This window comes from Enterococcus sp. DIV0876 (assembly GCF_050529585.1).
GTDB lineage: Bacteria > Bacillota > Bacilli > Lactobacillales > Enterococcaceae > Enterococcus_D.
Genome location: NZ_CP172882.1, coordinates 2,352,451 through 2,373,972, shown reverse-complemented (window position 1 = coordinate 2,373,972; position 21,522 = coordinate 2,352,451). Strand labels below are relative to the sequence as shown.

The window sequence follows — 21,522 nt, the reverse complement described above, 5'->3', positions numbered from 1 at the left end:
CAGCTATGGCAGAATTAAAAGTCCATGACTATGAATTCAGAGAACATCAAGAACCTGAATTCAATCAAGAAACTGAACATATAGCTGAAAAACTTCCCCATGACCCTCAGCGTCCTGAAGTTATCCGCATCCCAGCATCTCCACATCGCCGGTTAAAAAGTATTTCTGCATTAGAAAAGCTTATTGCTGCATTTGTTGTTTTGGCTGTGATCACTTTAGCCATCTTAACGATTAGTATTCGCACCAATATCAGTCAAGTTGAACATGATATTTCGTTGATTCAATCAGATATCAATGCAAAAACGGCTGAAGCAGAGCAGTTGGAACAAGAAAAAAACGAGCTTTCTAAAACCGAGCGAATCAAGAAGATAGCTGAGGATCAAGGATTGTCCATTGACGATGGCAATTTAAGGAAAGTGGATTAGATGAAGCTAACAGATAAATTCAAGCAATACTTAAAAAAGAACAATCAAACTACGATGAACAATCGCAAAAAAGTAGGTATTATTCTCTTTGCTACGAGTATTGGATTGTTCTTTTTGTTTGTCACGCGTTTGAGCTATATCGTGATTGTTGGTGATGTTGCAGGTACTTCTCTTGCTGAGAAAACCAAAAACTTATACCAAGGCAGCGAAGTGATTCAAGCGAAGCGAGGAACGATTTATGACCGCAATGGGATCGCCATTGCTGAAGACGTGACTTCTTATTCGATCTATGCAGTTTTGAATCAAAACTATATGGATGGAAAAAAGAAATTGTACGCTGAGGAAAAGAACTTTAATAAATTAGCCAAGATTCTTTCAGATACGTTAGGGATCGATGAAGATACCGCTGTGAAGAAACTAGAAGCAGGTCTTGCGGATCAGTTATGGCAAGTATCGTTTGGAAGCAAAGGTAACAACATTACATTAGAACAGAAGAAGACAATCGAAGAAGCGATGGAAAAAGAGGGGATTGCAGGGTTTCACTTTGACAGTCACCCAGCACGGTTATATCCTAATGGCGTTTTCTCTTCTCATTTTATCGGTTATGCAGTAGCGAACGATGAGGATACAGGACTCGTAGGGAAAACAGGTCTGGAAGCCGCCTATAATGATATCCTTTCTGGTACGGATGGCAAGATCGTTTACCAAAAAGACAATAATCAAAATCCTTTACCAGGTACGATTGCAGAAACAGTGGCTGCTGTTGATGGAAAAGATGTTTATACCACGATCGACAGCCGTATCCAAACGTATTTAGAAACGCTAATGGATTCTGTGTTTAAAGACAATAAGCCTGAAAATTTGACGGCTAATTTAATGGATGCCAAAACTGGTCAGATCATAGCGATGGCGCAACGACCAACGTATAATCCAGAAGACTTAGATTCAATCAATGATTGGCAAAATCTTTTGGTAGAAGACAATTACGAACCTGGGTCAACAATGAAAATTTTAACGACAGCAGCAGCTATCGATCAAGGAATTTTCAATGAAAATGAAACATTTACCCCAAGTAGCAACGGTCTTAAGCTTTATGATGCAACGATCAATGACTGGGATCATGGTCAAAAAGGAACATTGACGATGCGACAAGCTTTGTCATGGTCGAGTAATATCGGAATGGTGACTTTAGAACAACGAATGACTGATCGTTGGCAACAATATTTGAAACAATTTGGTTTTGGCCGCAGCACATATTCAGGTTTGCCAAACGAAAATACAGGTATCACACCAGAAGACAATCCAGTCAGTCAAGCGATGACTTCTTTCGGGCAAGCCATTGGCGTCACCAATTTTCAAATGATGCAAGCTTTCACATCGGTTGCCAATAACGGTACAATGTTAAAACCGCAATTTATCAGCAAAATCGTTGATAATCAAACTGGTGATGCGACTGTCACACAAACTGAAGAAGTTGGACATCCAATCACGGAAAATGCCGCAACCAAAGTCCGAGAGTATATGCGGGACGTCGTTGAGAGTGAAAACTATGGGAGTGCGTATGGTATTTACGAATTACCAGGCTATAACATTTCAGCTAAAACAGGAACAGCCCAAGTTGCTGATCCTGATACAGGGAAATATTTATCTGGCGGATCAAATTACTTGTACTCAGTTGTCTTGATGTTTCCATCAGAAGAGCCAGAATATATTTTATACTTAACAATCAAATTACCAGAAAAACATGAAAGCACCGTTTTAGGTGAGATTGCCAATCCGTTGATGAAACGGGTCATGGATCTCAAAACCGCATCATTAGATGAAACAACTACAGCAAGTGACGAGATTACTGTCAATGATTACCGCAATCTTGACACAGAATCAGCTGCAACAGATGTGCAAAAATTAGGTTTGATACCAGTTGTTATCGGTGATGGTGACAAAGTGACTGCCCAGTCAGTGGATAGCGGCACCACAGTCATGTCTGGTGAGCGTGTTTTGTTGATCACTGACAGCGACACGTATGATATGCCGGATACGACTGGTTGGTCCAAAGCCGATTTGATCAAATTTGGCAGCTTGCTCAATATTGATGTTACGTTCGAAGGAGATGGCTATTGTACTGCGCAAAGCGTAGAACCATATACTGAGCTATCTGGAGAGTCAATCAAATTTACATTAAGTGAAAACGAATAATAGGAGAGAAAAACATGGAATGGACAGAGATGATATTACCGCTGGCGAGTAGTTTTGCCATCGTAACAGCTACGATGCCCCTGTTTATCGGGTATTTTCAAATGAAGAAATACGGGCAGGAGATTCGTGGAGAAGGCCCCAAATGGCATAATATCAAAGCGGGTACACCAACCATGGGCGGATTCGTCTTTTTGATCGCAGCGATGATCACAACGATCTGGGTTGGGGCTTGGCAGCATCAATTGACAGCATCATTGTTCATTCTTTTGTTTATCACCTTGCTTTACGGTGCATTAGGATTCATTGATGATTTTATCAAAATCTTTAAGAAGAGAAACATGGGCTTAAATTCATTACAGAAATTGATTGGTCAAATTCTTGGTGGGATTGTCTTTTATGTTGTTTTCCTATCTGAGGGAAATGCAAATACGTTGAACTTTTTTGGCATTGATGTGCCGCTCAATGTATTTTATGGGCTGTTTGTTATATTTTGGCTGGTTGGATTTTCCAATGCAGTCAATTTAACCGATGGTATCGATGGATTGGTTGCGGGGCTAGGCACGATTTCTTTTGCCACATATGGAATCATCGCCTGGAGACAAGACCAAATGGATATCTTGATCGTGTGTTTGGCGGTCATTGGCGGTTTGATCGGCTTTTTCCCCTACAATCGTAAACCTGCAAAGATTTTCATGGGTGATGTTGGTTCGCTTGCGCTAGGTGGTCTCTTAGCTGCAATCTCAATCTTGTTGCATCAGGAATGGACATTGTTGCTGATTGGCTTGATCTATGTATGCGAAACGGCAAGTGTCATGTTGCAAGTGGCATCCTTTAAATTAACTGGCAAACGAATCTTTAAAATGTCTCCGATTCATCATCATTTTGAAATGAGTGGTTGGTCAGAATGGAAAATCGACACTGTTTTTTGGTGTATTGCATTGGTTTGTTCGATACTTACTTTAGTCATTGTATGGTAGGAGATGGAAGAGAATGAAGAATATTACTATATATCAAAATAAAAAAGTTCTTGTGCTAGGATTAGCAAAAAGTGGATTCAGCGCGGCCAAATTATTACATGATTTGGGCGCGTTGGTTACCGTCAATGATGGAAAACCTTTTGCAGAAAATCCCGAGGCACAAGATCTTTTGGCGTTAGGTGTTAAAGTGATCACGGGGAGTCATCCGATTGAGTTGCTGGAAGAAGGCTTTTCATTGGTTGTCAAAAACCCTGGTATTCCTTATACACAAGCAATTGTACAAGGGGCTATAGCAAAAGGCATCCCAGTGATCACCGAAGTGGAATTGGCCTATCAGATCTCAGAAGCCCCAATCATTGGGATTACAGGAACAAACGGCAAGACAACTACAACAACAATGATCGCCAACGTGTTGAACGCAGGCCTGACACAAGGCAAAGCGCTTTTGTCAGGGAATATTGGCTTTCCTGCCAGTTCTGTTGCGCAAAAGGCAACAGCAGCGGATCAGTTGGTGATGGAATTGTCTAGTTTTCAGTTGATGGGGATCAAAAGTTTACGTCCGCACATCGCTGTTATTACCAATATTTATGAAGCCCATATCGATTATCATGGCAGTCGTCCTGAATACGTTCATGCAAAATGGCGTCTGCAACAAAATATGACGGCTGATGATTATTTGGTCATCAATTGGAATCAACCAGAATTACAAAAATTAGCGGCAACGACAGCGGCAAAAGTAGTGCCATTTTCAACGAAAGAACAAGTGGATGGCGCATACTTGCTAGAAGGCAATCTTTATTATAAAGGTGAGCCCATCATGGCGGTTGCTGAAGTGGGGGTACCCGGCAGTCACAATGTCGAGAATGCCTTAGCTGCTATTGCAGTCGGTAAATTATCCGGCATTTCAAATGAGGATATCAAAGAAGCCTTGCAAACATTTAGTGGGGTACCACATCGGACGCAATACGTCGGTACGTATCGAGGTGTGAAATTTTATAACGATTCTAAAGCCACCAATAGTTTGGCTACTAAAATGGCTTTAGATGGTTTTGCTAATCAACAGTTGATTTTGTTGGCGGGTGGCTTAGACCGTGGAAATGATTTTGATGATCTTATCCCTTATTTTAAAGGGCTAAAAGCAATCATCCTATTCGGGGAAACGAAAGATAAGTTGGCCCAAGCTGCGAGAGCAGCACAAGTACCCGTTATTGAAATGACTGAAAATGTCACGACTGCCGTGCCTGTTGCCTTCAAGCACAGTCAAGCAGGCGACACCATTTTATTGTCGCCAGCAAATGCCAGTTGGGATCAATACCCCAACTTCGAGATACGCGGCGATAAGTTCATGACAGCCGTATCAGATTTGAAAAGAAATGAGTGAACAACATGAAAATTTTAGTGACCGGTGGCGGAACAGGCGGACATATTTATCCTGCGTTATCTTTTGTTGACTATGTACGATCAATCGATAAAGAAGCAGAGTTTCTTTATATCGGTGCCACCAGAGGTTTGGAAAATAAAATCGTCCCGCCGACGGGTATCCCATTTCAAACATTAGAAATCCAAGGATTCAAACGTAAGTTATCGTTGGACAATGTAAAGACAGTACAGTTGTTTTTAAAGAGTTATCTAGCGGCAAAAAAAATCATCAAAGCCTTTCAACCTGATGTTGTGATCGGAACAGGTGGTTATGTTTCTGGAGCTGTCGTATTTGCAGCATCAAGACTCAACATTCCAACGATCATCCATGAACAAAATAGTGTCCCTGGGATCACCAATAAGTTTTTGACAAAGTATGTGGACAAAATCGCAATCGCATTCCAAGATGCCGCACAGTATTTTCCTGCCCAAAAAACGGCTTTGGTTGGCAATCCCCGAGGACAAGAGGTTAGAAATTGTCATAAATCTTCTATTCTCTCCGAGTATGATTTAAAGCCAGGACTTCCGACAGTGCTGATTTTTGGCGGGAGCCAAGGTGCATTAAAAATCAATCAAGCATTGATCGACGCGATACCGCTGTTTGCTCAAAAAGACTATCAAGTACTCTATGCTTCCGGTGAACGTTATTATAAAGAAATCGAAGAAAAAATCGGTATGTCTAAAGATGCGTTTCCAAATATTAGTATCCGTCCGTACATTGATCAAATGGCCGAAGTGATGGCCAATAGCGACTTGCTGATTGGTCGTGCAGGAGCAACATCGATCGCTGAGTTTACAGCTCTTGGGATTCCTGCAATTTTGATTCCGAGCCCTTATGTGACCAATGACCATCAAACGAAAAATGCCCAAAGTTTGGTCAATGCTGGTGCTGTCAAAATGATTGCTGATAATGAATTGGATAGCCGCAATTTAGTTGCTGCTGTTGACAGTATCATGGGGAATGAGGCTGTACGCAAAGAAATGGCGCAAGCCTCAAAAGAACAAGGAATCAGCGATGCTTCAGAAAGATTATTTCGACTTGTGCAAGAGATCATCAAATAGTACAATGTGTGGGATAGAAAGGAGCGATTATCATTAGTAAAGACAAACAACCTCATGATGATCAAACCCCCTCGTCAACAGAAGAGTTGACTCCTTGGCAAAGAGAAAATTTAAAGTATTTGCAAGAAAAAGGTGATCAGCCGCTTTGGTCTCAATCAGCTGATGCTGCAGTCGATTCAGATGAAAAAGAATCAGAAACAGCGGACCAAGTGGCGCCAGAAGACATACAATTGGCATCTTTTGAGGATGACCCTGAAGAAAAAGAGCAAGTGGACGAACAGCCACGGTCCTTTGCTGATCGATTGCCGAACTTGAAGCATTATCGGAATCGACTACTGATTCGCCGTTTGGCACTTATTATCGGGATCTTAATGGTTCCTTTATTGGTCGTGTTATATTTCGTTTCGCCGTTAAGCAGATTAACTGAAGTGACTGTCAAAGGAAACCAAGACGTGTCACAAGAAGAGATCATCGTTGATTCGGATTTGACGATTAATGAAGACCTATGGCCGCAATTTTTAGGCCGCAACAAACGCGAAGCAGCTATCGAAAAGGCCATTCCTCGTATCAAGCAAGCGACGATTTCGTTAGTTGGCTTGAATCATTTTGAAATATCAGTGCAAGAATACGAAGAAGTCGCATTACTGGCTCAAGATGATACTTACGCAGCTATATTGGAAAATGGTGTTGTTCTTTCTGAAACCAGTGATCAACCAATCGAAGGTTTACCGATATTGGAAGATTTTACTGACGAAACACAAATCAAAGCGGTTTTGACTGCCTATCAAAAATTAAGTCAAGAATTACAAGACGGTATCTCTCAAATCAAATCGACACCAAGAGAAAGCAATACGGAATTATTGACCTTATTCATGAATGATGGAAATCAAATTATCGTGAATATCTCTAACATGGCTAGTCAAATGCAATACTATCCCCAAATCGCCAGTGATTTGAAGGAAGCAAGTATTGTAGATATGGAGGTTGGTATCTTTACGTATCCAATTTCTAGCACCAAAGAAGATGATGCAAAGACAGAACAATCTGAAGATGCTGATTCTTAGAAAAAAATCAAGAGTTTTTTTATTAACTTGTTTCTATAAATCGCCAATATATGGTAGAATTGGTAACAGTGAACAAATTATTCGATCGAACATTAAAAACGGACTGTGATGGTTCGCTATATATCCAATTAAGTAGGAGGGAACCCCATCCATGGCAAAAACGGGAATGTATGTTGGCCTTGATATCGGAACGACATCGGTTAAAGTTGTTGTTGCTGAATACGTTGACAGCCAAATGAATATTATTGGTGTAGGAAATGCAAAATCTGAAGGGATCAATCGTGGAATCATTGTAGATATTGATAAAACGGTACAAGCCATTCAAAGAGCAGTAAGACAGGCAGAAGAAAAAGCAGGTATTCAAATTCGCAGCGTCAGTGTAGGTGTGCCAGCTAATTTACTTGATGTTGAAAATTGCCAAGGTATGATCGCAGTCAACAGCGAATCAAAAGAAATCACTGATGAGGATGTGCGTAATGTTGCTTCAGCAGCACTTGTCCGCTCAACACCTCCAGAAAGACAAATCATTGCAATCTTGCCTCAAGAATTCACAGTTGATGGATTTGAAGGCATCAAAGATCCCCGCGGTATGATCGGTGTTCGATTAGAAATGTTTGGTGTAGTCTATACTGGACCGAAAACGATTATCCATAATATCCGCAAATGTGTTGAAAAATCAGGCTTGATCGTCAATGAGCTTGTCATCACTCCTTTGGCACTGACAGAATCGATTTTGTCAGATGGCGAAAAAGATTTTGGCACGATCGTCATCGATATCGGCGGTGGACAAACAACTACTTCTGCGATGCATGATAAACAATTGAAATTTACCCATGTCAATCAAGAAGGCGGCGAATTCGTCACAAAAGATATTTCTACTGTATTGAATACATCTTTCAATAATGCAGAAGCGTTAAAAATCAACTATGGTGATGCTTATCCTGAAAGAACGTCTGCGAGTGAAGAATTTCCAGTAGATGTGATCGGTAAATCAGAACCAGTTAAAATCGACGAGCGTTATCTTTCTGAAATCATTGAAGCGCGTATGGAACAAATTTTTATTAAGTCAAAAGAAGTATTGAATGAAATCGACGGTTTGGAATTACCAGGCGGTGTGATTTTGACAGGTGGCGCAGCAAGTTTGCCAGGTGTTGTGGATTTGGCACAAGAAGTGTTCGAAACAAATGTAAAATTATATGTACCAAATCATATGGGGTTACGTAATCCAGTCTTTACAAATGTGATCAGTATCGTTGATTATTCTGCTAATTTAAGTGAAGTATATCAACTGGCTAAAAGTGCAATCACTGGCGAAAAGACGTCACATCACCAACCAGTAGCTGTACAGCAAGAAACAAACTATGAACAACAATACGAAGCACCCGAAGAAACCTATGAAGAAGTTGAAGAAGAAAAAGCATCTGGTTCAATTACCACTCGTGTGAAAGATTTCTTCTCAAATATCTTTGAATAACCTAAAAATGATTTTCAGGAGGAAGACAAACTATGGAATTTTCAATTGATAATAACATCAATGATGGTGCTGTCATCAAAGTCATCGGTGTCGGTGGCGGCGGCGGTAATGCTGTCAATCGTATGATCGAAGAAAACGTTAAAGGCGTAGAATTTATTGCAGCCAATACAGATGTTCAAGCATTAAAAAACTCAAAAGCAGAAACTGTGATTCAATTAGGCCCTAAATATACTCGTGGATTAGGTGCTGGATCTCAACCAGAAGTTGGAGAAAAAGCTGCTGAAGAAAGTGAAGATGCAATCCGCGATTCATTAGAAGGCGCAGACATGATCTTTATCACTGCTGGTATGGGCGGTGGTACCGGTACAGGTGCTGCACCGATCGTAGCTAAACTTGCTAAAGAAATCGGTGCGTTGACTGTGGGTGTTGTGACACGTCCATTTACTTTTGAAGGACCTAAACGTGGTCGCTTTGCTGCAGAAGGTATCGCAAAATTAAAAGAAAATGTTGATACATTATTGATCATTTCTAACAACCGTTTATTGGAAGTCGTTGACAAGAAGACGCCAATGCTTGAAGCATTCCGTGAAGCAGATAATGTGTTGCGCCAAGGTGTGCAAGGTATCTCTGATTTGATCACGGCACCAGGCTACGTCAACCTCGATTTCGCTGATGTCAAAACAGTGATGGAAAATCAAGGTACTGCGTTGATGGGTATTGGTGTGGCCAGTGGTGAAGAACGTGTGATCGAAGCAACGAAGAAAGCTATTTCTTCTCCATTGCTTGAAACATCGATCGATGGTGCTGAACAAGTCTTATTAAATATTACTGGTGGATTAGACATGACTTTATTCGAAGCGCAAGATGCTTCTGATATCGTTGCCCACGCAGCAACAGGGGATGTCAATATTATCTTAGGTACGTCGATCAATGAAGATTTAGGTGACGAAATCAGAGTGACTGTCATTGCAACAGGCATTGATCCGTCAAAGAAAGAACGCACAGCTCGTTCAAGTAGACAAAGTCAAAGTCAAATCCATTCTATTCCGCAAAAACCAACATTAGATATGGAACAAGCACGTCCAGCACAAGCAGAAGACAATAGCGGTTTTGGCGATTGGGATATACGTAAAGAGCAAAATGTGCGGCCTAAAGTTGAAGAAAATACATTTGAGAATGTTGAGAAAAAAGAATTCGATACATTTAGCCGTGACGATGTAAAATCAAACGATGATGATGAATTAAGTACACCACCGTTTTTCCGTCGTAAACGCTAGGGGGCAGAGCACATGATTTCTGAGAACTTGCACAAGATCCGGCAAGAGATACAGGATTCCTGTGCTCTTGTTTCTAGAAAGGCATCGGATGTTCGCTTGGTTGCTGTCACAAAATCAGTGGACACAGAAACGACGCAAATTTTGTTGGATGCTGGTGTAACTGATTGCGCTGAAAATCGCGTAGAGCAATTACTATCGAAGAAACAAGCACTTCGGGATTATCCTCATGTCAAATGGCATTTTATTGGAAATTTACAGCGTAGAAAGGTAAAATCAATTATCAATGAAATTGATTACTTTCATGCTTTGGACTCTCTAAAATTAGCACAAGAGATCCAAAAACGAGCAGAGCAGCCAATCAACTGTTTTGTGGAAGTGAATGTTTCGCAGGAAGCTTCAAAACAAGGTATTTCCTCTGAAGAAGTCGACGGCTTTATTCGCGATCTTGCTTCTTTGGATAATATACGTGTGATCGGTTTGATGACGATGGCGCCCCTCAATGCTTCCAGCAGCGAACGACACCAACTGTTTAAGACCTTAAAACAAATACAACAGCGAATCGCTGATCTGCATCTTACACATGCCCCTTGTTTGGAAACAAGTATGGGAATGAGTAATGATTTCCCAGAAGCCATTCAAGAAGGCGCAACGTTTATCCGTGTAGGAACAGCATTATTTCAAGAGTAAAGGAGGTTGACTGATGTCGCTCAAAGATAAATTAACCAATTTTTTTGGCCTAACTGATGAAGAAGATTTCGAGAGTGAATCGATTGCACAAGAAAATACACTAAGAGCAGTGCCTAAAGTAGCTGTCAATCAAGGAAATGCCTATACGACACCTAAAGCTGCGAACGGTCCAGCATTCACATATGCGGAGCCAGAAACGCGGAACCGGACACAAGCGCAACAACATCGCTATCAGCCTCAAGCTGCAAGTCAACAACAAACGACTGTGGCACCAGAGCGCAGCAAATCTGCATTCAAAGCTGAGGAAAAAGTGGTGCCAATGGCACAACAGCGAGCCAATAGCAATACCAAAACAAAAGATGCCAAACCCAAAATGGCTGGCAAAATCACCATCGTGGAACCAAGGGTCTATTCTGAGGCTATGGGCATTGCCAAGCAAGTCATCAATGGGGATGCAGTACTTGTTAATTTTCACTTAATTGAAGAGTATCAGGCCCGTCGAATAGTTGATTTTTTGACAGGAACAGTGTACGCTGAAGATGGAGATATCAAACGGGTCGGCGATGAAATTTTTCTTTGCACCCCTAAAGGAATGGAAATCGACGGCACTGCGCAAACATTGGCAGACACGAATTTCTTTGATCTTTAATTTGAGGAGGAACGCCGATTTTAATCTATAATCTATTGAAACTGTTCAATGATGCGGTTTACTTATACACGATTTTACTTGTGATCTATGCATTGTTATCTTGGTTTCCGGGGGGATACCAATCGGCTTTTGGCCGTTTCCTATCTAAAGTCTGTGAGCCTTATTTAAGTTTGTTTGATCGAGTAAATCTCAGCATTGGCGGCATTGACTTTACGATTGCTGTGGCAGTGATCGTTTTACAATTGGCCGCACAAGGATTGACTGTTATTGTTACATCAATTTTATTTTAGAAGTAAGGGGTGATTATCGATGAACGCAAATGTCTATCAACATTTTCGAAACGATGAGCGCCCTTTTATTGATTCCGCTGAAGGATGGATCGAGCAAGTACAAATGCAATATGCACCATTCCTAACAGATTTCCTAGACCCCAGACAAGCTTATATCTTAGAAAGTTTGATTCGACAATCGACAGATCTAAGTTACCGCTTTTTTGGCGGGTATGAGGCAGCGGAAAGAAGGCGCTGTTTGATTTATCCAGATTACTATGTACCGACGACGGATGAATTTGATATGACATTGTTCACGATCCAATACCCTAAAAAGTTTACCGTTCTCAGTCATGGGAAAGTATTAGGTACATTGATGGGTACAGGGGTCAAAAGAGAATACTTTGGTGACATTCTTTCCGATGGGGAAATATGGCAAGTATTTGTTGCTTCAGAAGTCAGTCAATTCATTCAACTGCAAGTTGAAAAAATCGGCAATGTGTCTGTACGTTTGGAAGAAACCAAATATACGGAATTGATCGTACCGAAAGACGGCTGGACTGAAGAAAGAGAAACGGTGAGTTCATTGCGGTTAGATACAGTGATCTCTGCCGTATACAATATTTCTCGACAACGATCGAAACAGCTGATCGAGACTGGAAAAGTCAAAGTCAATTGGACCGAGGTACTACGACCAGATTTTGTTCTGGATTTACTGGATATCGTATCAGTAAGAGGATTTGGTCGAATTCAAATACAGGGGTTAGAGGGTACAACAAAAAAAGAAAAAGTTAGATTGTTGTTAGGTGTTCTACGTAAATAAATCAAAGAGGTGTAAATTATGGCATTAACTCCATTAGATATTCAGAATAAAAACTTCTCAGTCAAGATGAGAGGTTACAATCAAGATGAAGTCGATGATTTCTTAGATATGATCGTCCGTGATTATGAAGAAGCGGTCCAAAGAAACCGTGAATTAGAGAAATCATTGAAGCATGCGGAAGAAAAACTTGAATATTTCAATGAATTAAAAGACGCATTGAACCAATCAATCATTGTCGCACAAGATACAGCAGACAAGGTAAAAACCAGCGCTAGCAAAGAGTCTGAAGTGATCGTGACTTCTGCCCAAAATAAAGCAGATGAAATGGTTGCAACAGCAGAAAAACGCGCCCATGCGTTGAATGTGGCTGCCGAAGAAAAAGCCAAAGAAATCTTAACGGATGCAACCAATAATGCCCGCCAGTTGGCAACTGAAACCAATGACTTGAAAAAGAAAACCCGTGTTTTCCACAACAATTTATTGGTTATGCTGCAAACACAGTTAGAACAAGTCAAAAGCCCAGAATGGGAAGAAATTTTGGCGCCATTCTCAAGTTATGTCCAAGATTCTCACCAAGTCATTAGAGAAGTTTTATCAAAAGAGCTTGACAGTGAAAATAGTTCTGGAGTAAACTCAGAAGCAGTAGATATCCAATCAACACCTGACATCGATGTTGTCGAATCAAGCGAAAAAATTGTTGACGTCAGCGACAATAGTGAAGTGAAAACATTGGATGATGCAAGAAGTTTATTAAATGAATTAAACAAAACAGAGAACGACTAGAAAACAGAACAAAAAAATTTCTTATATTTTTCAAGCGAGTTTGGGAGAGTGGAAGCCAAATAAAACCCTATAAGAAATCAAATCATCTGTTAGTCGCAGTTTCGAAAGAGCACGAAATAAGCTCTATTAAAAACCGCCGCCTGATCCCGTTATCGATCAACAAAGAGTTATCATAGATAACAAAATTTGGGTGGTACCACGAACACGTTCGTCCCTTCACGGGAAGAACGTGTTTTTTGCTGTGAATCACTACGATTGACTTGCAAAGCAAGGCAGAGTAGATGATGAACAGTACTAGGTGACCGAAAGGGAACGTAGTCACCGTACACCGAATCACTACGATTGACTTGCAAAGCAAGGCATGCAAGTCCTTCTTAGCGGTATTCGCTTAGAAGAGACTGTAGGCGTAACGAAGTGCAGACGAGTAGATGATGAACAGTACTAGGTGACCGCAGGGAAAGTAGTAACCGTACCCCCGAATCACAACGATTGACTTGCAAAGCAAGGCATGCAAGTCCTTCTTAGCGGTATTCGCTTAGAAGAGACTGTAGGCGTAACGAAGTGCAGACGAGTAGATGATGAACAGTACTAGGTGACTGAAAGGGAACGTAGTCATCATACTAGGGAATCTTGCAAACACTATATGAACCAATGGCATCAAGATCGATCCTGGTCTTTATCAAAATAGCAGTAAGCAATCAAAAAGGAGCAATCGAAATGAAAATGAAAGAAACACTTCAATTAGGAAAAACCGATTTCCCGATGCGCGGTAATTTGCCCAACCGTGAAGTTGAATGGCAAAAAGAGTGGGAAGAACAACGAATCTATCAACGCAGACAGGAATTAAACGAAGGCAAACCGACATTTGTCTTACATGATGGTCCGCCATATGCAAACGGCAATATCCATATCGGTCATTCGCTGAACAAAATCAGTAAAGATATCATCGTACGCGCAAAATCAATGTCTGGTTTTCGCTCGCCTTATGTACCAGGCTGGGATACCCACGGATTGCCTATTGAGCAAGTTTTGACCAATAAAGGGATCAAACGTAAAGAAATGAGCTTGGCTGAATACCGCAAAAAATGCGAGGAGTATGCGCTGACCCAAGTAGACACACAAAGAGCAGATTTCAAACGATTAGGTGTTTCTGGTGATTGGGATCACCCATATATCACATTGACCCCGGATTATGAAGCAGCTGAAATTCGTGTCTTCGGTAAAATGGCTGAAAAAGGCTATATTTACAAAGGATTAAAACCAATTTATTGGTCACCATCAAGTGAATCATCTTTAGCAGAAGCCGAAATCGAGTATAAAGATGTCAAATCAGCGTCGATCTATGTGGCGTTTCCTGTTGCAGACGGCAAGGGATTACTTGATACAGATACTTCTTTCGTCATTTGGACAACGACACCATGGACATTACCAGCAAACTTAGGGATTTCTGTGAATCCAAAATTTGCTTATTTGCAAATTTTGGCTGACGGTCGTAAATTTGTTGTAGCAAAAGATTTATTAGATACAGTCAAAGAAGCGATTGGTTGGAAAACTGTTGATGTCTTACAAGAATTCTCTGGTGATCAATTAGAATACATGACAGCGCAGCATCCGTTTTATGATCGGACTTCTTTGCTTATGTTAGGTGATCATGTAACATTAGATGCCGGTACCGGGTTGGTCCATACTGCGCCTGGGCATGGTGAAGATGACTACATCGTCAGCAAAAAATATGGTTTAGATGTTCTATCCCCAGTGGATAGTCGTGGGATGTATACAGAAGAAGCACCTGGCTTCGAAGGTATCTTTTATGACAAAGCCAATCCAATGATCACTGAATTATTAGAAGAAAAAGGCGCTTTGCTCAAATTAGACTTCTTTACCCATAGTTATCCCCATGACTGGCGTACCAAAAAACCAGTGATTTATCGGGCAACACCACAATGGTTTGCTTCAATTGATAAGTTCCGTCAAAATATCTTAGACGAAATCGAAAAAGTCGACTGGATCATTCCATGGGGCAAAACACGTTTATATAACATGATCCGTGATCGTGGTGACTGGGTGATTTCTCGTCAACGAGCTTGGGGCGTACCATTGCCGATTTTCTATGCTGAAAATGGCGAAGCAATTATTACACCGGAAACCATTGAACATGTGGCAAATTTATTTGCAGAACATGGATCGACGATTTGGTTTGAAAAAGAAGCAGAAGAATTGTTGCCAGCTGGTTTTACCCATCCAGGTTCACCGAATGGCAAGTTTTCTAAAGAAACAGATATCATGGATGTGTGGTTTGATTCAGGTTCTTCACATGAAGCAGTATTGCGCCAACGTCCTGAATTGACCTTCCCAGCAGATATGTACCTTGAAGGCTCAGACCAATACCGTGGATGGTTCAATTCAAGTATCACCACCAGCGTTGCAATCAATGAGGTAGCTCCTTATAAAGCTGTTCTATCACAAGGGTTCACACTAGATGGGGAAGGACGCAAAATGAGTAAATCTCTGGGCAATACGATTGCACCTGAGAAAGTCATCAAACAAATGGGGGCCGATATATTACGTTTATGGGTCAGCAGTGTCGATTATGAATCTGATGTTCGGGTATCGATGGATATCTTGAATCAAGTATCTGAAGTGTATCGTAAAATCCGCAACACGATGCGTTTCTTACTCGCTAACACGAATGATTTTGATCCAGCCAAAGATACTGTACCATTTGAAGAATTACGCTCGGTCGATCGCTACATGATGGTACGCTTGCACCAAACAATCAAAACGATTCGCGAAGATGGCTACGAAAAATACAATTTCTTGCATATCTACCGCACAGTCATCAACTTCTTAACGGTTGATATGTCTTCATTCTATTTAGACTTTGCCAAAGATGTTGTCTATATCGAAGGCCAAGATGATTTCCAACGTCGGGCAATGCAAACTGTTTTCTACCAAACGGCAGTTGCATTGACTAAACTATTGACACCAATCATCCCTCATACGGCAGAAGAAATTTGGTCTCATTTGAAAGAAGCAGATGAGTATGTTCAACTAGCAGAACTTCCTAGCTATCAAACATTTGCTAACCAAGATGAATTGTTGGATCAATGGGCAGCCTTCTTAGACTTCCGTGATAATGTATTAAAAGCATTGGAAGAAGCCCGCAATGCGAAATTGATCGGTAAATCGTTTGAAGCAAAAGTAACGATCTACCCAACTGAACCAGTCGCAACTTTATTGAAGGCAATCGATTCAGATATCGCCCAGTTGTTGATCATCTCGCCTGATTTCTTTGAAGTAGCACCTATTGGTACAGCCGCACCAGCAGAAGCCTATTCATTTGAAGATGTCTCGATTCTCGTTGAAAAAGCTGACGGGGAAGTCTGTGAACGTTGCCGACAAATGCGCAAAGATGTCGGTAGTCATGCACACTTAGCAACGCTTTGTGGACATTGTGCAGAGATCGTAGAAGAAAATTATCCAGAAGCTGTTGCTGAAGGTTTCGAAAAATAAGCCAATCAATATCCCATCAAACAGGCAATCATTCTTATGATTGCCTGTTTTTTTTGTTTAGATAGACGAAAAAGGCGTATCTTCCGCACAAAAATACTATTGTTTGTCACGATTTTTTACATGTGAATGGTAGCTGACGAGTTGATACAGATGAAAACGATTCTCATTTAAAATTTATAAATAACGGGAAGAATGTTGTATAATATAAAAACCTTAATCTTTATAGTATGTACAAAGGTTTTTGATTTATTTACAAATGAAAAAATAAAGAAAAATTTTTCCTTTTGCTAAAAACAGTCTGTATAGTAAATATCTTGCAATAAAAATGTAGAGAGATACATGTTTAAAAATCGGAAAATTCAGAAAATTCAAAGAAAGTGTGATTTGATGAATGAAAAAAATATAACCACTACAATACGATCAATGTATGACCCTCGATTTGAGAAGGATGCGTGCGGTATGGGCTTTATTGCCCAGAAGGACGGGCTTTATTCAAGGGAATTGATTCAAAACGCATTAACGATGTTAGAGAGAATGAATCATCGCGGTGGTACTGGGGCAGAACCTGATACAGGCGATGGTGCAGGGATTTTGATGGCGATGCCAGATCCATTCTTCCAAATCGAGGCGCAATCTGCCGGTATCCGCTTACCAGACAAAGGACATTATGCTGTGGGCATGTTATTTTTGCCCGCCGAAAAATTACGGGCATTACAAGTGCAAGAAGCTATGATCAAAGATATCCAAAGTTGGGGATTTCAAGTGATTTGGCAACGCGATGTCCCCTATGATTATTATCAATGCGGACCAGGTGCTCAAAAAGTGATGCCGTCTTTTTTGCAACTCTTTATCGAAAAACCGGTGGATGTTGCAGCGGGACGACCTTTTGAAGATCAGTTGTATCGGTTGCGCCGCAAATTGGAGCAGACGTATCCTGCTGATGCTTGTTCTATCTGCAGCCTATCCAGCAAAACGATCGTCTATAAAGGAATGCTCCATGCTTATCAAGTAGGCTTATTTTTCAAAGACTTGCAACGGCCAGAAATGACCTCAAGCATTGCTTTGACCCATTCCCGTTTTTCAACCAATACCTTTCCTAGTTGGAATCGCGCACAACCCTTTCGTTTTTTAGCTCATAACGGGGAAATCAATACGTTGCGGGGGGCGGAGAATTGGATGCATGGGCATCAAATCGAGGTGTATGATGATGAAAATTCTGACTCTGCCAAATTAGAAAACTGTATGGAATATTTATATCGACAAGGAAGGGATATTCCGCAAGCCCTATTGATGATGGTGCCAGAAGCCTGGTCAAATGAAGCTGGCTTGTCGGCTGAACTGACGGCCTTCAATGAATATAATGCAAGTTTTATGGCACCTTGGGATGGACCAGCGGCATTGTGTTTTACGGATGGTGATATGGTGGGGGCTGCGCTTGATAGAAATGGTTTACGCCCCTCACGCTATTCGATCACAAAATCAGGGTTTGTCATTGTTGCTTCAGAGTCTGGCGTTGTTGATTTGCCAGCAGCAGAAGTCATTGAAAAAGGGGTATTAGGCCCAGCGAATATGTTTTTGGTTAATACTGTTGACGGTACCATTCTGCGCAATCAAGAAATCAAGGACCACTATTCAAAAGCGTATCCGTATCGAGAGTGGCTGCAGAACCATTTATTGACTCCCGCGGATTTGAGTCCTAGTGAAGAAGCAGTAGGCCAGCCATCAACTGCCCAAATGCAGCAATTGTGGAAATTGAATGGTTATACGGATGAAATCATTCGTACTTTGATCATGCCAATGGCGGAAAACGGCGAAGAGCCGGTGATCTCAATGGGATTCGATTCACCATTGGCCATTTTGAGTGAAAAACCGCAATCACTGTTTACTTATTTCAAGCAACAGTTTGCACAAGTAACCAATCCACCGATCGATGCCATTCGTGAACAACTTGTGATTGGTACAGAGTTATTTTTAGGTCGAGATGGGGATGTTGCGAAAGATATTCAAATCAATTGCAACAAACTAAAAATCAGTAGTCCTGTGTTAACGACAGATGACTATATGAAAATCAAGCACTTGGATCAATCGGGTCAAAAGTCCAGCGTTCAATCAATTTTATATCCAATCAAAAATGAACAAAGCGGCGGCTTACAGGCGGCTTTAGAAAATTTATTTAAAGAGACTGAAGCCAAAATCGATCAAGGCACCACAATTATCATTTTAAGCGATCGGGGGGAAACCCCAGATATGCAAGCGCAAAAAGGCAAAATGGCCATGCCGATTTTATTGGCTGTTTCAGGTTTGCATAATTATCTTGTGAGGAAAGGCAAGCGTTCCTTGGCGTCGATCGTGGTCGATACAGCAGAGGTCTGCGAAGTACATCACTATGCAATGCTGATCGGTTACGGTGCCAGCGGTATTCATCCATACGGGGCATATCAAACATTGGTTCACCTTGATTTATCTGCTAAAGTCGAAAAGTATCGTAAAGCCTGCGAAAAAGGTATCATCAAAATCATGTCTCGGATGGGGATCTCAACGATCGCCGGCTATCATGGCGCGCAACTTTTTGAAGCGGTTGGTATTTCTGAAGCCGTCGTCAGTGAATATTTTACCGGTACAGCAACGAGAATCGGTGGATTGTCTTTACAGCAAATCGAAGAAGAATACCTCAATCGCTATCAGGCAGCGTATGGTCATAAACAAACGGATTATCTTGAATCAGGTGGCAGTTTTCAATACAAAGCAGATGGGGAGCACCACTTGTTCAATCCAAAGACGATCTACGGCTTTCAAAAGGCAGTTCGTACTGGCGATTATGCGTTATATAAAGCTTATGCAGCCGAAATGGATCAAGAAGCAGTGGCACATCCAACCACATTACGGTCTATGTGGACCTTCGACAAAAATCGACCAAGTATTCCATTGGCAGAAGTGGAACCTGCAGAAACGATCGTTAAACGATTTAAAGTCGGAGCGATGTCGTACGGTTCTTTAAGTGAAGAAGCCCATCGCTGCATCGCTGAAGGAATGAATGCAATCGGCGCAAAATCAAATAGTGGCGAAGGCGGTGAAAACCGTAATCGATTCAAACCCGTAGATGGTATCAACTACAATAGCCGTATCAAACAAGTCGCATCGGGCCGCTTTGGGGTCAATGCGGAATATTTGATGAGTGCTGACGAATTGCAAATCAAAATGGCACAAGGGGCCAAACCTGGTGAGGGAGGACAATTGCCTGGAAACAAAGTCTTTCCATGGGTGGCAGAAATCCGCGGATCAACGCCAGGCGTACGATTGATTTCACCGCCGCCGCATCATGATATTTATTCAATTGAAGATTTGGCTCAGTTGATCTATGATCTGAAAGCCATCAATCCCTATGCCCGGATCAATGTCAAATTGGTTTCAAGTACCGGGGTAGGTACGATTGCAACAGGGGTTGTAAAAGCCGGTGCAGATGTTGTCGTGATCTCGGGTTATGATGGAGGAACAGGAGCTTCACCAAGAAACTCGATTCGTGATGCTGGACTTCCTTGGGAGATGGGGATCGCCGAAGCGCACCAAACACTAGCTATGAATAATCTGCGTCAAAGGATGACGTTAGAAACCGATGGTAAATTAATGACGGGTCGTGACATCGCGATTGCAGCGTTGTTAGGTGCTGAAGAGTATAGTTTTGCTTCATTGGCACTAGTGGCTATCGGTTGTGTGATGATGCGGGTCTGCAGCTTGAACACATGCCCGGTGGGGATTGCAACCCAAAATCCTGCATTGCGAAAATTCTTTGCCGGAAAACCAGCCCATATCATCAATACGATGTACTTTTTAGCAGAAGACTTGCGGGAAACAATGGCAGAATTAGGTTTTCGGACGATTGATGAAATGGTTGGCCATGGAGAAGTATTGGTGCCGCGTTTTGTCGCAAAAGGCAAAGCGAAATCTTTAGATTTCTCTAGAATGATCGGCAGGGCGGTTCCAATCGAGCGGAAAGTGACAGATCCATTTTTAGAAAAACGCCAGTGGCCAGAACTAGATTCATTTGCCCAAGCTGCTATTGAACAAAATGAGGCAATCGCAGTCAGTCAATCAATCAACAATGTCCAGCGTTCTGTTGGGGCACGGCTGGGCGGATGGATCGCTGAGCGCTTCGGCAATGATCAAGTGACGCCAGGATTATTGCAGTATACGTACCATGGTATCGCGGGTCAAAGCTTTGGCGCTTTTGCAACCCAAGGGATTGAATTGAAATTGATCGGGGAAGCCAATGATTATGTTGCCAAAGGTTTAAGCGGTGCGCGATTGATTATCGTGCCGCCAGAAGATGCTGCTTACGATGTCGAACATTCACCCATCGTGGGGAATGTAGCTTGTTTTGGTGCCAATCAAGGGGAAGGCTATTTCCGCGGTACTGCCGGTGAGCGCTTTTGTGTCCGTAACAGCGGGGCGAAAGTGGTTGTCGAAGGTGTTGGCGATCATGGCTGTGAATATATGACTGGTGGCGTCGTGGTTATCCTTGGCAAAACAGGTCGAAACTTTGGGGCCGGTATGTCTGGTGGTGTGGCATATGTCTATGATCCGAGCCATGAGTTTGCAGCCAAGTGCAATATGGAGATGGTTGATTTGTATCAAATTGATGAAAGCGGCAATGACCAGCAACTGAAAGAGATGATCGAAAAGCATTTTGCCTACACGGATTCTTTAAAAGCAGCTGAAATTTTACAAGATTGGCCACGTGCGAAACAAGATTTTGTGAAAGTCTATCCAACCGAGTATCATCATATGGTTGAAGCAACAGATCAATTTGCCGCACAAGGTTTTGTCGGTGATGCGTTATTAGAAAAGGCGTTTGAATCGGTTGTTGGCACCCAATTAACTATTCCAGGAAAGGCGCGTGAATAAAT

15 protein-coding genes are annotated in these 21,522 nt (G+C 41.7%); all 15 read left to right on the top strand.

What is annotated here, in order from left to right; all coding sequences use genetic code 11:
* Positions 1-5 precede the first annotated feature (5 nt).
* Entirely contained in the window at positions 6-425 is a 420-nt protein-coding gene (gene ftsL, locus IGI41_RS11250; RefSeq protein WP_430609859.1) for a cell division protein FtsL, read from the top strand.
* Positions 426-2,621, top strand: coding sequence for a penicillin-binding transpeptidase domain-containing protein (locus tag IGI41_RS11245; protein ID WP_430609858.1), 2,196 nt, complete (start codon positions 426-428; stop codon positions 2,619-2,621).
* Between the two features lie 14 nt (positions 2,622-2,635).
* A complete protein-coding gene (gene mraY / locus IGI41_RS11240) occupies positions 2,636-3,598 on the top strand; it encodes a phospho-N-acetylmuramoyl-pentapeptide-transferase (protein WP_430609857.1) in 963 nt (320 codons plus the stop codon).
* Between the two features lie 13 nt (positions 3,599-3,611).
* Positions 3,612-4,979: a UDP-N-acetylmuramoyl-L-alanine--D-glutamate ligase gene (gene murD, locus IGI41_RS11235; RefSeq protein WP_430609856.1), complete on the top strand. Its 1,368-nt coding sequence runs from the start codon at positions 3,612-3,614 to the stop codon at positions 4,977-4,979.
* A 5-nt stretch (positions 4,980-4,984) separates the two neighbouring features.
* Positions 4,985-6,079 (top strand): undecaprenyldiphospho-muramoylpentapeptide beta-N-acetylglucosaminyltransferase, encoded by a 1,095-nt coding sequence (gene murG / locus IGI41_RS11230; protein ID WP_430609855.1) that lies wholly within the window; start codon positions 4,985-4,987, stop codon positions 6,077-6,079.
* 119 nt (positions 6,080-6,198) lie between these two features.
* Positions 6,199-7,143 (top strand): cell division protein FtsQ/DivIB, encoded by a 945-nt coding sequence (locus IGI41_RS11225; protein ID WP_430609854.1) that lies wholly within the window; start codon positions 6,199-6,201, stop codon positions 7,141-7,143.
* Positions 7,144-7,294: 151 nt separating this feature from the next.
* Entirely contained in the window at positions 7,295-8,617 is a 1,323-nt protein-coding gene (gene ftsA / locus IGI41_RS11220) for a cell division protein FtsA (protein ID WP_430609853.1), read from the top strand.
* A 32-nt stretch (positions 8,618-8,649) separates the two neighbouring features.
* Positions 8,650-9,894, top strand: a complete 1,245-nt coding sequence (gene ftsZ, locus IGI41_RS11215) for a cell division protein FtsZ (RefSeq protein ID WP_430609852.1) — start codon at positions 8,650-8,652, stop codon at positions 9,892-9,894.
* A gap of 12 nt (positions 9,895-9,906) precedes the next feature.
* Complete coding sequence (locus IGI41_RS11210) at positions 9,907-10,581, top strand: YggS family pyridoxal phosphate-dependent enzyme (RefSeq protein ID WP_430609851.1); 675 nt, start codon at positions 9,907-9,909, stop codon at positions 10,579-10,581.
* Between the two features lie 13 nt (positions 10,582-10,594).
* Positions 10,595-11,230, top strand: a complete 636-nt coding sequence (locus IGI41_RS11205) for a cell division protein SepF (protein ID WP_430609849.1) — start codon at positions 10,595-10,597, stop codon at positions 11,228-11,230.
* Between the two features lie 35 nt (positions 11,231-11,265).
* Positions 11,266-11,520 (top strand): YggT family protein, encoded by a 255-nt coding sequence (locus IGI41_RS11200; protein WP_430609848.1) that lies wholly within the window; start codon positions 11,266-11,268, stop codon positions 11,518-11,520.
* A 19-nt stretch (positions 11,521-11,539) separates the two neighbouring features.
* Complete coding sequence (locus IGI41_RS11195) at positions 11,540-12,322, top strand: RNA-binding protein (protein WP_430609847.1); 783 nt, start codon at positions 11,540-11,542, stop codon at positions 12,320-12,322.
* Positions 12,323-12,340: 18 nt separating this feature from the next.
* On the top strand, positions 12,341-13,105 hold the full coding sequence (locus IGI41_RS11190; protein ID WP_430609846.1) for a DivIVA domain-containing protein: 765 nt from the start codon (positions 12,341-12,343) through the stop codon (positions 13,103-13,105).
* Between the two features lie 717 nt (positions 13,106-13,822).
* The gene (ileS, locus tag IGI41_RS11185) at positions 13,823-16,618 is read left to right on the top strand and encodes an isoleucine--tRNA ligase (protein ID WP_430609845.1); all 2,796 of its coding nucleotides are present in this window, start codon (positions 13,823-13,825) and stop codon (positions 16,616-16,618) included.
* Positions 16,619-17,005: 387 nt separating this feature from the next.
* On the top strand, positions 17,006-21,520 hold the full coding sequence (gene gltB, locus IGI41_RS11180; RefSeq protein WP_430609844.1) for a glutamate synthase large subunit: 4,515 nt from the start codon (positions 17,006-17,008) through the stop codon (positions 21,518-21,520).
* The last annotated feature ends 2 nt before the right edge of the window (positions 21,521-21,522 follow it).

Excerpts from the sequence above, each read along its gene's own strand:
- murG (WP_430609855.1), top strand. The coding sequence starts at position 4,985 with ATGAAAATTTTAGTGACCGGTGGCGGAACAGGCGGACATATTTATCCT.
- ftsA (WP_430609853.1), top strand. The coding sequence starts at position 7,295 with ATGGCAAAAACGGGAATGTATGTTGGCCTTGATATCGGAACGACATCG.
- IGI41_RS11190 (WP_430609846.1), top strand. The coding sequence starts at position 12,341 with ATGGCATTAACTCCATTAGATATTCAGAATAAAAACTTCTCAGTCAAG.
- ileS (WP_430609845.1), top strand. The coding sequence starts at position 13,823 with ATGAAAATGAAAGAAACACTTCAATTAGGAAAAACCGATTTCCCGATG.
- murD (WP_430609856.1), top strand. The coding sequence starts at position 3,612 with ATGAAGAATATTACTATATATCAAAATAAAAAAGTTCTTGTGCTAGGA.
- mraY (WP_430609857.1), top strand. The coding sequence starts at position 2,636 with ATGGAATGGACAGAGATGATATTACCGCTGGCGAGTAGTTTTGCCATC.
- IGI41_RS11195 (WP_430609847.1), top strand. The coding sequence starts at position 11,540 with ATGAACGCAAATGTCTATCAACATTTTCGAAACGATGAGCGCCCTTTT.
- IGI41_RS11245 (WP_430609858.1), top strand. The coding sequence starts at position 426 with ATGAAGCTAACAGATAAATTCAAGCAATACTTAAAAAAGAACAATCAA.
- ftsL (WP_430609859.1), top strand. The coding sequence starts at position 6 with ATGGCAGAATTAAAAGTCCATGACTATGAATTCAGAGAACATCAAGAA.
- IGI41_RS11210 (WP_430609851.1), top strand. The coding sequence starts at position 9,907 with ATGATTTCTGAGAACTTGCACAAGATCCGGCAAGAGATACAGGATTCC.
- gltB (WP_430609844.1), top strand. The coding sequence starts at position 17,006 with ATGAATGAAAAAAATATAACCACTACAATACGATCAATGTATGACCCT.
- ftsZ (WP_430609852.1), top strand. The coding sequence starts at position 8,650 with ATGGAATTTTCAATTGATAATAACATCAATGATGGTGCTGTCATCAAA.
- IGI41_RS11205 (WP_430609849.1), top strand. The coding sequence starts at position 10,595 with ATGTCGCTCAAAGATAAATTAACCAATTTTTTTGGCCTAACTGATGAA.